The 13,667-nt window shown below is 72.5% G+C and carries 11 protein-coding genes; 8 read left to right on the top strand and 3 right to left on the bottom strand.

What is annotated here, in order from left to right; translation table 11 throughout:
- Positions 1 to 294: 294 nt before the first annotated feature.
- The 3 genes from ACFW5B_RS24385 (at position 295) to nudC (ending at position 6,441) form a co-directional block, all read left to right on the top strand.
- Positions 295 to 4,020, top strand: coding sequence for a UvrD-helicase domain-containing protein (locus ACFW5B_RS24385; RefSeq protein ID WP_386443319.1), 3,726 nt, complete (start codon positions 295 to 297; stop codon positions 4,018 to 4,020).
- A gap of 10 nt (positions 4,021 to 4,030) precedes the next feature.
- Positions 4,031 to 5,431 carry a dipeptidase gene (locus ACFW5B_RS24390; protein WP_386443322.1) on the top strand — a complete coding sequence of 467 codons (1,401 nt, stop codon included), beginning with the start codon at positions 4,031 to 4,033 and terminating at the stop codon, positions 5,429 to 5,431.
- Between the two features lie 74 nt (positions 5,432 to 5,505).
- Complete coding sequence (gene nudC, locus ACFW5B_RS24395) at positions 5,506 to 6,441, top strand: NAD(+) diphosphatase (protein WP_386443325.1); 936 nt, start codon at positions 5,506 to 5,508, stop codon at positions 6,439 to 6,441.
- Positions 6,442 to 6,683: 242 nt separating this feature from the next.
- On the opposite strand, the gene ACFW5B_RS24400 is transcribed toward nudC, so the two are convergent.
- Positions 6,684 to 6,926 carry a mycoredoxin gene (locus ACFW5B_RS24400; protein WP_362604760.1) on the bottom strand — a complete coding sequence of 81 codons (243 nt, stop codon included), beginning with the start codon at positions 6,924 to 6,926 and terminating at the stop codon, positions 6,684 to 6,686.
- A gap of 236 nt (positions 6,927 to 7,162) precedes the next feature.
- Between ACFW5B_RS24400 and ACFW5B_RS24405 the strand changes: the two genes are divergently transcribed.
- The 5 genes from ACFW5B_RS24405 to ACFW5B_RS24425 all read left to right on the top strand — a co-directional run bounded on the left by ACFW5B_RS24405 (position 7,163) and on the right by ACFW5B_RS24425 (position 10,955).
- Positions 7,163 to 9,391: an ATP-dependent DNA helicase UvrD2 gene (locus tag ACFW5B_RS24405; RefSeq protein ID WP_386443329.1), complete on the top strand. Its 2,229-nt coding sequence runs from the start codon at positions 7,163 to 7,165 to the stop codon at positions 9,389 to 9,391.
- A gap of 144 nt (positions 9,392 to 9,535) precedes the next feature.
- Positions 9,536 to 9,868, top strand: coding sequence for a hypothetical protein (locus ACFW5B_RS24410; RefSeq protein WP_386443332.1), 333 nt, complete (start codon positions 9,536 to 9,538; stop codon positions 9,866 to 9,868).
- Between the two features lie 118 nt (positions 9,869 to 9,986).
- Entirely contained in the window at positions 9,987 to 10,340 is a 354-nt protein-coding gene (locus tag ACFW5B_RS24415; protein WP_026169602.1) for a WhiB family transcriptional regulator, read from the top strand.
- Positions 10,337 to 10,654, top strand: coding sequence for a hypothetical protein (locus ACFW5B_RS24420; protein WP_386443335.1), 318 nt, complete (start codon positions 10,337 to 10,339; stop codon positions 10,652 to 10,654). The genes ACFW5B_RS24415 and ACFW5B_RS24420 overlap by 4 nt, the downstream gene beginning before the upstream one ends.
- A 103-nt stretch (positions 10,655 to 10,757) precedes the next feature.
- Entirely contained in the window at positions 10,758 to 10,955 is a 198-nt protein-coding gene (locus tag ACFW5B_RS24425) for a hypothetical protein (RefSeq protein ID WP_386443338.1), read from the top strand.
- Positions 10,956 to 11,050: 95 nt separating this feature from the next.
- Here ACFW5B_RS24425 and ACFW5B_RS24430 read toward each other — a convergent pair whose 3' ends face one another.
- Together ACFW5B_RS24430 and ACFW5B_RS24435 are read right to left on the bottom strand one after the other, a co-directional pair.
- Positions 11,051 to 12,478, bottom strand: a complete 1,428-nt coding sequence (locus ACFW5B_RS24430) for an ABC1 kinase family protein (RefSeq protein ID WP_386443341.1) — start codon at positions 12,476 to 12,478, stop codon at positions 11,051 to 11,053.
- Between the two features lie 35 nt (positions 12,479 to 12,513).
- Complete coding sequence (locus ACFW5B_RS24435; RefSeq protein ID WP_386443344.1) at positions 12,514 to 13,662, bottom strand: ThiF family adenylyltransferase; 1,149 nt, start codon at positions 13,660 to 13,662, stop codon at positions 12,514 to 12,516.
- Positions 13,663 to 13,667: the final 5 nt, after the last annotated feature.

Below are 13,667 nucleotides of genomic sequence, written 5' to 3' on the forward strand. Positions count from 1 at the left end.
CGTGGTCGGCCGCGTCTGTTGTTTATAAGCTACCGGACCCAGGGAACCCCCACCGGCCTTCTTCCCACCCACCCACGGGAGGGGACGGGCCGGAGGGGCCTGGTGTGTGGACGTAAAGCGAAGCAGTCCACACACCAGGCCCCGGAGGTCCGTCACCGCACCCCGACAGCCCGCGCAGCGGCACCGCCCGCCGCAGGCGCAACGGAGAACAACCACCACGGCGGGAAAGCCGAAAACGTGGGAGGGCCACCCAAGCGCAGCGGATTGTCAGTGGCGGCGGATACCGTTCTCGCTGTGTCAGCTCGCCTCACCGACCCCGAGCAGCTCAAGGAGCTGCTCGGCATCCCGTTCACCCCGGAGCAGACGGAGTGCATCACCGCCCCGCCCGCCCCGCAGGTCATCGTGGCCGGAGCCGGTTCCGGCAAGACCACGGTCATGGCCGCCCGCGTGGTGTGGCTGGTCGGCACCGGCCAGGTCGCCCCCGAACAGGTCCTCGGGCTGACCTTCACCAACAAGGCCGCCGGTGAGCTGGCCGAACGCGTCCGGGCCGCGCTCCTCGCCGCCGGCATCACCGACCCCGACGCCCTCCCGCCCGCCGGCACCGACGCCGACCAGCCCCCGGGTGAGCCCCGGATCTCCACCTACCACGCCTTCGCCGGCCAGCTCCTCAAGGACCACGGCCTGCGCATCGGCCTGGAGCCCAGCGCCCGGCTCCTCGCCGACGCCACCCGCTTCCAGCTCGCCGCCCGCACCCTGCGCGCCGCCCCCGGCCCCTACCCGGCGCTCACCACCTCCCTGCCTTCCCTCGTGGAGGACCTCCTCGCCCTCGACGCCGAGCTCGCCGAACACCTCGTCGACCCCGCCGCCCTCCAGGCCTACGACAGCGACCTCCTCGCCACCCTCGACGGCGTCAAACTCACCAACGCCGATCTGCGCAAAGCCCCCGAAACCGCCCGCGGCCGCCGGGAACTCCTCGACCTCGTCACCGCCTACCGCGACGAGAAGCGCCGGCGCGACCTGCTCGACTTCGGTGACCAGATCGCCCACTCCGCGACCCTCGCCACCACCCGCCCGGACGTCGGCCGCATCCTGCGCGACGAATTCCGCGTCGTCCTGCTCGACGAGTACCAGGACACCTCCGTCGCCCAACGCCTGCTGCTCTCCGGCCTGTTCGGCGCCGGCACCGGGCATGCCGTCACCGCCGTCGGCGACCCCTGCCAGGCCATCTACGGCTGGCGCGGCGCCTCCGTGGCCAACCTCGACGACTTCCCCGCCCACTTCCCCTTCCAGGACGGCACCCCCGCCCGCCGGTACGCCCTCAGCGAGAACCGCCGCAGCGGCGGCCGCCTCCTCGACCTCGCCAACGGCCTCGCCGCCCCCCTCCGGCAGAGGCACGAAGGCGTCGAGGCCCTGCGCCCCGCCCCCGGCGCCGAGCGCGACGGCATCGTCCGCTGCGCCCTGCTGCCCACCCACGCCGAAGAACTCACCTGGCTCGCCGACTCCCTCGCCCACCTCGTCCACACCGGCACCCCGCCCGGCGAGATCGCCGTGCTGTGCCGCACCGCCGGCGACTTCGCCCGCATCCAGGGCGAACTGGTCGCCCGGGACATTCCCGTGGAGGTCGTCGGCCTCTCCGGGCTGCTGCACCTGCCCGAGATCGCCGACCTCGTCGCCGTCTGCGAAGTGCTCCAGGACCCCACGGCAAACGCCGCCCTGGTACGCCTGCTGATCGGCCCCCGCTGGCGGATCGGCCCCCGCGACCTGGCCCTCCTCGGCCGCCGCGCCCGTACCCTCGTCCACCACGGCGGCCCCTCCGACGACCCCGGACAGCGCCTCGCCGAGGCCGTCGAGGGCGTCGATCCCGCCGAGACCATCTCCCTCGCCGACGCCCTCGACACCTTCCTGGAAGCCGAGGGACCCGACGACGGCCTCCCGTTTTCCGCCGAGGCGCGGGTGCGTTTCGCCTACCTCGCCACCGAACTCCGCGACCTGCGCCGCTCCCTCGGCGACCCCCTCATGGACGTGCTCCACCGGGTGCTCGCCGCCACCGGCCTGGAAGTCGAACTGTCCGCGTCGCCGCACGCACTCGCCGCCCGCCGCCGCGAAACCCTCGGCACCTTCCTCGACATCGCGGCCGGATTCGCCGCCAAACAGGGCGGCGAATCCCTCGACGGCGACGCCACCCTCCTCGCCTTCCTCGGCTTTCTGCGCACCGCCGTCCAGTACGAGAAGGGCCTCGACAGCTCCCTCCCCGGGGGCGACAACACCGTCAAGGTGCTCACCGCCCACAAGTCCAAGGGCCTGGAATGGGACGTCGTCGCCGTACCCGGCCTGGTCGCCAAGCAGTTCCCCAGCGAACAGGCCCGCGAGTCCTGGACCAGCCGCCCCAAGGTCCTCCCGCACGCCCTGCGCGGCGACGCCGCAACCCTCCCCGACGTCGAGGAATGGAGCGCCCGCGGCCTGAAATCCTTCAAGGAGGCGATGAAACACCACCAGGAAACCGAGGAACTCCGCCTCGGCTACGTCACCTTCACCCGCCCCCGCTCCCTGCTCCTCGGCTCCGGCCACTGGTGGGGCCCCCAGCAGAAGCGCCCGCGCGGCCCGTCCGCCTTCCTGGAGGCCCTGCGCGCACACTGCGAAGCCGGACACGGCGAGATCGAGCACTGGGCCGCGCCCCCCGAGGACGACGCGGAGAACCCGGCCCTCACGGAAGCCGCCACGGAACAGGCCTGGCCCCTGCCCCTCGACCCCACCGCCACCGCCCGCCGCCGCGCCGCAGCGGCCACCGTCCGCGCCCACCTGGAACGCAGGACGGGGGAGGGCCCGGCCGCCTCGGCGGCTGTGCCATCGGCGCGGGGCGCCCATGATCCGGAGTGGCCGCCGCCTCCGCCGGATGACGCACGGGAGACGGCCGCGGGGGACATGGGGCCGTACGACGAAGCCGACCCGTTCGCTTCCCTGGAGGACGGGCCGTTCGACGAGACTCCGCCGGATGACGAGCCGCCGTACGACATGTCGCCGTACGACGTGCCCGGCGGCGACACCTCGGACGCCGACCCGTTCGACCCCGACCCGTTCATGGCCGGCCCGTTTGAAGCCGACCCGTTTGCAGACGGGCCGGTCGAGGACGCCGGGGCGCGTGATCTCCCGGCCCAGCGCTCCCCCGAGCCCGACCTCACCGACCCGACCCACCCGGCCGACACCGGTCACCCCGACGGCGCCCCCGCCCCCGACGACAACGCGCCCCGCCCCGACGGCGCCCCCCAGCCCGACAGCACCTCCCCTCACGCCCTCCTCCCCGAAGAGCGCCGCACCGTCGGCTCGTGGGACCGCGATCTGGACGCGCTCGCCGCCGAGCTGCGCCGCTCCCGTGCGACCGTCCGCGACGTCCCGCTGCCGTCCGCGCTCAGCGCCACCCAGCTCCTCCGCCTCGCCGCCGACCCTGACGGCTTCGCCCGCGAGCTGGCCCGCCCCATGCCGCGCCCGCCCCGGCCCGGAGCCCGCCGCGGCACCCGCTTCCACGCCTGGGTCGAATCCCGCTTCGAGGAACTCACCCTGCCGCTGCTCGGCCCCGACGAACTCCCGGGCGCCGAACCGGGCGAGGAAGCCGAGATCGTCGACGAACACGACCTCGAAACCCTCAAGGAAGCCTTCGCCCGCACCCCCTACGCCCACCGCACCCCCTACCGGGTCGAGGCCCCCTTCCAGCTGACCCTCGCGGGCCGGGTGATCCGCGGCCGCATCGACGCCGTCTACAAGGAGCCCGGCCCCGACGGCGACCGCTTCGAGATCGTCGACTGGAAAACCGGCCGCGCCCACACCGCCGACCCCCTCCAGCTGGCCGTCTACCGCCTCGCCTGGGCCGAGCGGTACGGCCTGGAGCCGTCCGCCGTCGACGCCGCCTTCCTCTACGTCCGCACCGGCGAGGTGGTCAGACCCACCCGGCTCCCCGGCCGGGCCGGGCTCGAACGCCTCCTGCTCGGCGAGACCGCCGACCGTCCTCCCCCGGAAGGCCGATAGGCTCGGTCGTATGAGCACAACCCCGGACAGCGCCGTCCGCGCGTACCTCACCGCCCACCGCGAGGCCTTCCTCGAAGACCTCGCCGACTGGCTGCGCATCCCCTCGGTGTCCGCCGACCCGGAGCGCGCCGGCGATGTCCGCCGCAGCGCCGAATGGCTCGCCGCGAAGCTCACCGACACCGGCTTCCCGACCACCGAGATCTGGGAGACCGGCGGCCTGCCCGCGGTCTTCGCCGCATGGCCCTCCGGCGACCCGTCCGCGCCGACCGTGCTCGTCTACGGCCACCACGACGTACAGCCCGCCGCCCGCGAGGACGGCTGGCACACCGACCCCTTCGAGCCGCAGACCGTCGACGGCAAGCTCTACGCCCGCGGCGCCGCCGACGACAAGGGACAGGTCTTCTTCCACACCCTGGGGGTGCGCGCGCACCTCGCGGCGACCGGCCGCACCGCCCCCGCCGTCAACCTCAAGCTGCTGATCGAGGGCGAGGAGGAGTCCGGCTCCCCGAACTTCCCGGCCCTGATCGAAAAGCACGCCGACCGCCTCGCCTGCGACGCGGTGATCGTCTCCGACACCGGCATGTGGTCCAGGGACACCCCCACGGTGTGCACCGGAATGCGCGGCCTGACGGACTGCCAGATCGACCTCTACGGCCCCGACCAGGACATCCACTCCGGATCGTTCGGCGGCGCCGTCCCCAACCCCGCCACCGAGGCCGCCCGGCTCGCCGCCGCCCTGCACGACACCGACCGCCGCGTCGCCGTCCCCGGTTTCTATGACGGCATGATCGAACTCACCGACCGGGAACGGGAACTCTTCGCCGAACTTCCCTTCGACGAGGAGGAATGGCTGCGCACCGCGCACTCCCACGCCGCCCTCGGCGAGGCCGGCAGCACGACCCTGGAACGCATCTGGGCCCGCCCCACCGCCGAGGTCAACGGCATCGGCGGCGGCTACCAAGGCCCCGGCGGCAAGACCATCGTGCCCGCCACCGCCCAGCTCAAGCTGTCCTTCCGGCTGGTCGCCGGACAGAGCGCGGACGCCGTGCAGCAGTCCGTACGCGACTGGGTCGCCGCCGCCCTCCCGGCCGGCATCCGCCACGAGATCACCTTCTGGGGCGCCACCCGCCCCTGCCTCACCCCGCTCGACCACCCCGCGCTCCAGTCCGTCGTCCGCGCCATGGGCCGGGCCTTCGGCCAGAAGATCCGCTTCACCCGCGAGGGCGGCTCCGGGCCGGCCGCCGACCTCCAGGACGTCCTCGGCGTCCCGGTCCTCTTCCTCGGCATCTCCGTCCCCTCCGACGGCTGGCACGCACCGAACGAAAAGGTCGAGCTCGACCTGCTGATGAAGGGCGTCGAGACCGCCGCCCACCTGTGGGGTGACCTGGCGGAGACCTGGCAGACGGCCTGACCGCGCGCACCGCCGCACCGACCCGCGCCCGTACGCAGCAACCACCCACGCCACAGGGGGAGTTGGAAACAGCAGTGACCACCTGGACCGACCACAGCGCCGACCGGCCGATCACCTTCAGCGCGCCGAGCGGAATCGACCGCTCCGCCCACCACCGCCTCGACGAGGCCTGGCTGGCGGCGGCCTGGAGCCACCCGACGACGCGCGTCTTCGTGGTGTCCGGCGGACAGGCGCTGATCGACGACACCCCCGACGGGCGCACCGAGCTGATCATGACGCCGTCCTTCGAGGCACCGCTCACCGAGGCGCACCGCTACTACCTCGGCACCGACGACGACGGCGTCAGCTACTTCGCCCTCCAGAAGGACTCGCTGCCCGGCCGCATGGACCAGTCCGCGCGCCCGGCGGGCCTGCGCGAGGCGGGCCTGCTGCTCTCGCCACGCGACGCCGGGCTGCTCGTCCACGCCGTCGCCCTCGAGAACTGGCAGCGGCTGCACCGCTTCTGCTCCCGCTGCGGCGAACGCACCGTCATTGCCGCCGCCGGCCACATCCGCCGCTGCCCGGCCTGTGGCGCCGAGCACTACCCGCGCACCGACCCGGCCGTGATCATGCTCGTCACCGACGAGGAGGACCGCGCACTCCTGGGCCGCCAGGTCCACTGGCCCGAGGGCCGCTTCTCCACCCTCGCGGGCTTCGTCGAGCCGGGGGAGTCCATCGAGCAGTCGGTGGCCCGGGAGGTCTTCGAGGAGGCCGGCGTCGTCGTCGGCGACGTCGAATACATCGCCAGCCAGCCCTGGCCCTTCCCCTCCAGCCTGATGCTGGGCTTCATGGCACGCGCCACCTCGTCCGAGATCCGGGTCGACGGCGAGGAAATCGAAGAGGCCCGCTGGTTCTCCCGCGAGGACCTGCGCACCGCCTTCGAATCCGGCGAGGTCCTCCCCCCGTACGGCATCTCCATCGCCGCCCGCCTCATCGAGCTCTGGTACGGGAAGCCGTTGCCCAAGCCGTAGTGGGGGCGGGGCGGCCGGTCCGCCGGGGCCGGGATCGGGGTGCAGGACGGATCCGGGTCAGCGGGGCCCGCGGCGCTTGTCGCGCTGAGCAGGCCCGAGGCACCGGGCGCCGGGATGGTCCGACGCCGTACCGCACGGGCCGGGCCGCCGACCGGAACCCTTGGGGCGGACCGGCCGACGGCCCTTCGCACTTGATCACGCGCCCGGATCCGGCACCGCGGTCCGGGCTCAGGCCCGGACCGTCAGGCTCCGACCTTCTCCTTGACCTGCGCCAGGGACGGGTTGGTCAGCGTCGACCCATCGGGGAACAGCACGGTCGGCACCGTCTGGTTTCCGCCGTTCGCCTTCTCCACGAACGCCGCGGACTCCGGGTCGTGCTCGATGTTGATCTCGGTGTACGCGATGCCCTCGCGGTCCATCTGGCCCTTCAGCCGACGGCAGTAACCGCACCAGGTCGTGCTGTACATCGTCACAGTGCCCGCCATGCGCCCCGCGCTCCTTCGATAAGTCTTGTTCCGATACGACCCGCATCCGTACCCGGCGCGGCCAAGCAACTCAACGCGCATCACCCCTCAGCCATTCCCTGGTTTCCTGAGCGCCCCGTCACACCCATTCGTGCGCCCGCTCCCCGTCGTCCACAGCGGACGCGATCCGTAGGACCGGCTCCGGCGGCTGTGGACAGGTTTCCCGGGCGTCCCGGTGGACCTGGCAGCATGGCGGGGTGACAGCAGCAACGGACTCCTCTCTTTTCCCGCCGGTGCCGGACTCGGCCGACGGGGTGCTCGACGGGCTCGACCCCGAGCAGCGCGAGGTCGCGACGGCTCTGCACGGTCCGGTATGTGTGCTGGCCGGTGCCGGCACGGGCAAGACCCGCGCCCTCACCCACCGGATCGCGTACGGCGTGCGGGCCGGGATTCTGCAGCCGGCGAGCGTGCTCGCCGTCACCTTCACGGCCCGCGCGGCCGGCGAGATGCGCGGCCGGCTGCGTCAGCTCGGCGCGGGCGGGGTCCAGGCCCGGACATTCCACTCCGCGGCGCTGCGGCAGCTCCAGTTCTTCTGGCCGAAGGCCGTCGGCGGTGAGGTCCCGCGGCTGCTGGAGCGCAAGATCCAGCTGGTCTCCGAGGCCGCCGCCCGCTGCCGCATCCGGCTCGACCGCAATGAGCTGCGCGATGTCACCTCCGAGATCGAGTGGTCCAAGGTCACCCAGACCGTCCCGGCCGACTATCCGGCGGCGGTCGCCAAGGCCGGCCGGGACGCCCCGCGCGACCCGGCCGAGATCGGGCAGATCTACGGCACGTACGAACAGCTCAAGCGCGACCGCGGCACCATCGACTTCGAGGACGTGCTGCTGCTCACGGTCGGTGTGCTCCAGGACCGGCACGACATCGCCGAGCAGGTCCGTGCGCAGTATCAGCACTTCGTCGTCGACGAGTACCAGGACGTCAGCCCGCTCCAGCAGCGGCTGCTGGAGCTGTGGCTGGGCGACCGCGACAGCCTCTGCGTGGTCGGCGACGCAAGCCAGACGATCTACAGCTTCACCGGCGCCACCCCGGACCACCTCCTCAACTTCCGCACCCGCCATCCGAACGCGACGGTCGTCAAGCTCGTCCGCGACTACCGCTCCAGCCCCCAGGTGGTGCACCTCGCCAACGGCCTGCTCTCCCAGGCCAGGGGCCGCGCCGCCGAACACCGCCTGGAGCTGGTCTCGCAGCGCGAGGCGGGCCCCGAGCCCGTGTACACCGAGTACGCCGACGAGCCCGCCGAGGCCGAGGGCACCGCCCGCCGTATCCGCGACCTGATCGCTTCCGGTGTGTCCGCCGGTGAGATCGCCGTCCTCTACCGCGTCAACGCCCAGTCCGAGGTCTACGAGCAGGCACTGGCCGATGTCGGTGTGCCGTATCAGCTGCGGGGCGCCGAGCGGTTCTTCGAGCGGCCGGAGGTGCGCGAGGCCGGCGTCAAGCTGCGGGGCGCCGCCCGCTTCGGGGCCAACGACGCGCTGCTCGACGACGCGCTGGACCTGCCGTCCGAGGTGCGGGCGGTGCTCAGCGACATGGGCTGGTCCAGCCGGCCCCCGGCCGGTTCCGGGGCGGTGCGGGACCGCTGGGAGTCCCTGGCGGCTCTGGTGCGGCTCGCCGAGGACTTCGCCGCGGCCCGGCCCGCGGCCACCCTCGCCGACCTGGTGGCCGAGCTGGACGAGCGGGCGAACGCACAGCACGCCCCGACGGTCGAAGGCGTGACCCTCGCGTCCCTGCACGCCGCCAAGGGCCTGGAGTGGGACGCCGTCTTCCTGGTCGGTCTCACCGAAGGCATGATGCCGATCACCTACGCCAGGACCGACGAGCAGATAGAGGAGGAGCGCCGGCTGCTCTATGTCGGCGTGACCCGCGCCCGGTTGCATCTGGGGCTGTCCTGGTCACTGGCGCGCTCTCCGGGCGGGCGGGCCTCCCGCCGCGCCAGCCGGTTCCTGAACGGTCTGCGGCCGGGCTCCGGGGCGGTCGCGGGCCGCCGCGCACCGGGCGCGGTCTCCGGTGGTGTCGAGCGCGGCGACGGTGCGGCGGCGGTGGCGCGGCGCCCCCGGCACCGCAGCCCGGCCCGCTGCCGGGTCTGCAACAGGACGCTCACGGACGCGGGCGAGATGAAGCTGATGCGGTGTGAGGACTGTCCCTCGGAGCTGGACGAGGCGCTCTACGAGCGGCTCTGCGAGTGGCGGGCCGAGCAGGCAGCGCGCTCCCGGCAGCCCGCGTACTGCATCTTCACCGACAAGACACTGATGGCGATCGCGGAGGCCGTTCCGGGAACCGAATCGGAGCTTGCGGTCATCTCAGGAGTGGGGCGGCGGAAGTTCGGCCGCTACGGCAGCGACGTGCTGGCAATCTGTGCCGGCGAGGAGCTCGCGGGGGTCGCGGAGGAGGGGCCCGGAGGCGCCGCGGGAAACTCGTCGAAAAAATAGTTTGCGCGCGCGGAGCACCGCCCCATAGCCTTCAGAAGCAACGGAGACAACGGCATCTTTCCGAGATCCGATGGGTCCGTGCTGTACTTGAACACCTGGAACGGGATTCCCGGTCCACCGAGACGCCGAGAGGAGGCGAGCCCAGTGATCAGCATTATCGAGACCAACAAAATGACCGATCTCTCGGTCGTCGCCACCTGCCCGCTCGGCTCCTCGCTCCCTGGCACCGGTCTGTCCGGCTTCGGCCGCCTGTCCGGTACCGAGGTCGCGCGCCCCGAGTCCCTCGCTGTGCCGATGCGCAGCGAGCGCACCGCGCGACCGACCGAGGCACCTGCGGCAGCAGCAGTGGCGGCACCGGCGAATGCCTTTGCCTTCGCTGCGGCGGTGGCCAACGGTGCCGAATCCCGGAAGCAGTACCAGACGCAGCATGAAACGTGGGCCTACCGCGGCCTCGAACCCTGGAGAGATCCAGCCTGATCGGCGCGATCAGGTCGGCACCTTCCAGGGCCGCGGAACCCACACCGGGATCCGCGGCCCTTTTGTTTGCCCATGCGCCCGCCACCAGCCGGGCCGAACAGACGAGGAACACACCACCGTGCAACTGCAGACGCACACCCCGTCCGTCGCAACCGACCTGATCCCTCCGCCCGACCCCCAGGAGAACTCCTTGCTGCCCCTCACCGAGCTCGACGACGAGATCGACCGCCTCGGCGCTGCCGTTCCGTGCCGCACCTACGACCCGGAGGTCTTCTTCGCCGAGTCCCCGGCCGACGTCGAGTACGCCAAGACGCTGTGCCAGACCTGCCCCGTCCGCGAGGCCTGTCTCGCCGGTGCCAAGGACCGCCGCGAGCCGTGGGGTGTCTGGGGTGGCGAGCTCTTCGTCCAGGGCGTTGTCGTGCCGCGGAAGCGCCCGCGTGGCCGTCCGCGTAAGAACCCGGTTGCGGCATGAACACCTTCGGCACAGGAACGATCGACCGTCCCCTCACCCGGGACCCCCAGAAGCAGGACCTCACGATGAACCCCACCTTCACCGACACACCCGTCCCCGTGAACACCGACGCCATCGAGTCGCGTCAGAACAGGAACCACGCAATGCAACTCATCCCAGAAGCCCTGGCGCGTGCTCATATGCACGAACGCCTCCGGCAGGCCGAGTCGGAGCGCAGGGCGCACCGGCTCGCCGCCGCGCGGCGTATGCAGCGTCGCGCCGAGCGCGCGTCGCTGCGTGCCCGCCGCGCGCTGGCCATGGCCGTGATGCAGTAACGGCGCCGCACTGATGCCGGCCGCCACGGGGTCCGTCCGACAGGGCGGGCCCCGTGGTGCGTTGTATCCCGTTTCCTGTGGTTGGCGGGGATATCGTCGGACGGTGGACCAGAAGACGTGTGAACAGGCGGAGTTGGCCGACCGGGACACGGAGTGCGCCGGCTGCGGCGCGGTCGCCGAGGGCGCCCCGCCGACCTGGACCTGCTCCGTCGAGAACGGTGAACGCCGCTACTTCTGCGACGGCTGCGCGCGGGAGAACATCCGGGCCATCGAGGGCCGGTTGGATTCCAGCTGGTGGTGAGGCCCCGGCACCGCGATGCCGGTGCGGCGCGGAGGTCGCCGCCTCCGCTCCGCCCGCGGCGCGGACGGCCGGGGCGGTGCGGCCAGGGGACGGGCTCAGGCCCTGGACTCCTCGACGGCCTCCTCCCTGATCTCCGCCTCGACGACGGTGCCGAGGCCGGTGAGGTCCGAGCCGGCTGGTTCCTCCTCGGGTACAAAACCGGGCAGCCATGCCTCCAGTTCGTCACGCAGCCGTACCGTCGCCCCCAACTGGCACAGCACCCCGATCGTGCTCAAGGTCACACGGTGGATCAGGAGGTAGGCGGGCGGCAGATTGAGCTGTTTGCCCAACTGGTGGGCGGGCGAGCGCGGATCGCCGACCCGGGCCGCCTGCTGCCGCATCCAGCCCCGGGTGAAGGTGAACTGGTCCACCTGCGCAGGTTCGATGATCGGCAGCAGGTACTCCAGCAACGCATCCGGGTCCAGCTCGATGGACTCCTTGACGAAACCCTCCTCGCACAGCAGCCGGTAGACGGCATCCGCTTCGCCGTCCAGCGTCATCCGCAGCGAGGTGCCGATCGTCGGCGGCAGACCTTCGGGGAGCCGGTCGACGGTGCCGAAGTCCAGCACGCCCAGCCGCCACTCCTCGACCGGGCCGTCCGGAAAGTCCCCGGCCAGCAGCCGGAAGTTGCCCGGATGCGGATCGGCGTGCAGCAGGCCCGTACGGGCCGGGCCGGAGAAGAGGAAACGTGCCAGGAGCTGCCCGGCCCGGTCCCGCTCCTCGTCGGTGCCGTCGGCGATCACCTCGGACAGCGGCACCCCTGCCAGCCACTCGGTGACCAGCACCTGGTCGCACTGGTGGACCACGGCCGGCACCACCACATCCGGGTCGTCGGCGAACTCCTCGGCATGGGCCCGCTGGGCCTCCGCCTCCAGGGAGTAGTCCAGCTCCTCCGACACCCGGTCGCGCAGCTCGGTGATCAGCGGCTTGATGTCCATGCCCGGGATCAGCGGACCCAACAGCCGGGCGAACCGGCTCAGCTGCGACAGATCCGACAGCAGTGCCTGGCCCGCCCCCGGATACTGCACCTTGACGGCCACCTCGCGGCCGTCGTGCCACACCGCGCGGTGCACCTGCCCGATCGAGGCCGCCGCGGCCGGTTTGTCCTCGAACTCCTCGAAAAGCTCCTGCCAGTCCTCGCCGAGCTGCCCCGCCAGCACCGCGTGCACCGTGCTCGTCGGCATCGGCGGTGCCGCTTCCTGAAGCTTCGTCAGAGCGGCGCGGTACGGACCGGCGATCTCCTCGGGCAGCGCCGACTCGAAGACGGACAGCGCCTGCCCGAACTTCATCGCCCCGCCCTTCAGCTCACCGAGCACCTTGAAGAGCTGTTCCGCGGTGCGCTGTTGCAGCTCACGGCCGACGATCTCGGCGGATCTGCCACCGATCCGCTTGCCCAGGCCCCAGGTGGCACGGCCGGCGAACCCCAGTGGCAGCGCGGCCAGCTTGGCGGTGCGGGTGACCGCCTTGCGGGGAAGATCAGACATGCGCCCCTCCAACTCACACTGTCCCCCTACCGGGGTTACTCCGTCATTGTGGCGTGTTCCGGCCGAGGATCCGAGGCGCCTGCCGCACTCCGTGAAGCGGCAGCACCACAGCCGCAGTCCGGATGCGGTTCGATCCGCACCGTCCGCACGCTCCCGCACGGCGCAGCCAGCTCCATCCGCGCTCCTGTGCACGGCGGGAGTTCGCCGTCCAGGAACGCGAGCGCCTGGACGGCGGCAACCCCCGCGACCGTGGTCGCCAGCGCGGCATCGCACGCCGGAACCGCGGGCGCACCACGCCCCGACCGCCACTGCGCAAGCAACCGCGGCCAGGCCGGCTCCGCATCCGTACGACGCAGTTCGTCGCAGCGGGCACAGGCCGAACCGCCGGGCAGCACCAGTGGACCCACCACACCCGTGCCCTCGATCACCCCCGCGTAAAGATGTGGGATTCCGGCGACGAGCAACGGCTCGGACAGCACCGGGTCGGGGGCGTAGGCACCGAGCCCGTCCCGCGGGGCCAGTACCACGAGCGACAGCCCCGGTTCGCCCGATTCGCTGACCGGGACCCGCGGCCGTGGGACGCGGCTCCATGGAGAGGACTGGTGGACCAGCCGTTCCGCGGCGGCGCGCCGCCGCTCGCCGATCCGCTCGGCCGGCAGCCCGCCGGGCAGGACATCCGACGGCTGGACCGTGCCACCGTCGAACACCTCCACCCGGCCGATTCCCGAGGCCGACAGCAGCGCCGCGACCGCGGCCCCGACCCGCCCCGCCCCCTTCACCCGCGCCCGGACCGCGCGGCGGGCGCCCATCCGGCCCAGCGCACCCGCGGGCTCCGGATGCTGCACCGACAGCGAAGCCAGATCCGGCCGCAGCCGCTCGAAGGCGTCCTGGTCCGCCCGTACGGCTTCAGCCGCCGGGCCGCCCGCGGTGGGCGCCTCCAGCAGTCCGGCGGCGCCGAGCCGGTCCACGACACCGCGCACATGCTGCGGCGGGAGGTCCAGCGACGCGGCCTCCTCGACCAGTTGGGCCATGGTGCGCGTGCCGTCGATCAGTGAGAGGAAGCTGCCGGTCGCCGTATCGACCGGGCCGACCACCATCGCATGCGCCGGAGCCACCCCGAACCGCACCGTTTCCCGGTCCCGCCATCCGCGCCGCAGCGCGGGCTTGAGCATCGGATGCGTCATCTCCG

The sequence above is a fragment of the Streptomyces sp. NPDC058773 genome, assembly GCF_042746015.1.
In the GTDB taxonomy this organism is placed as follows: Bacteria; Actinomycetota; Actinomycetes; order Streptomycetales; family Streptomycetaceae; genus Streptomyces.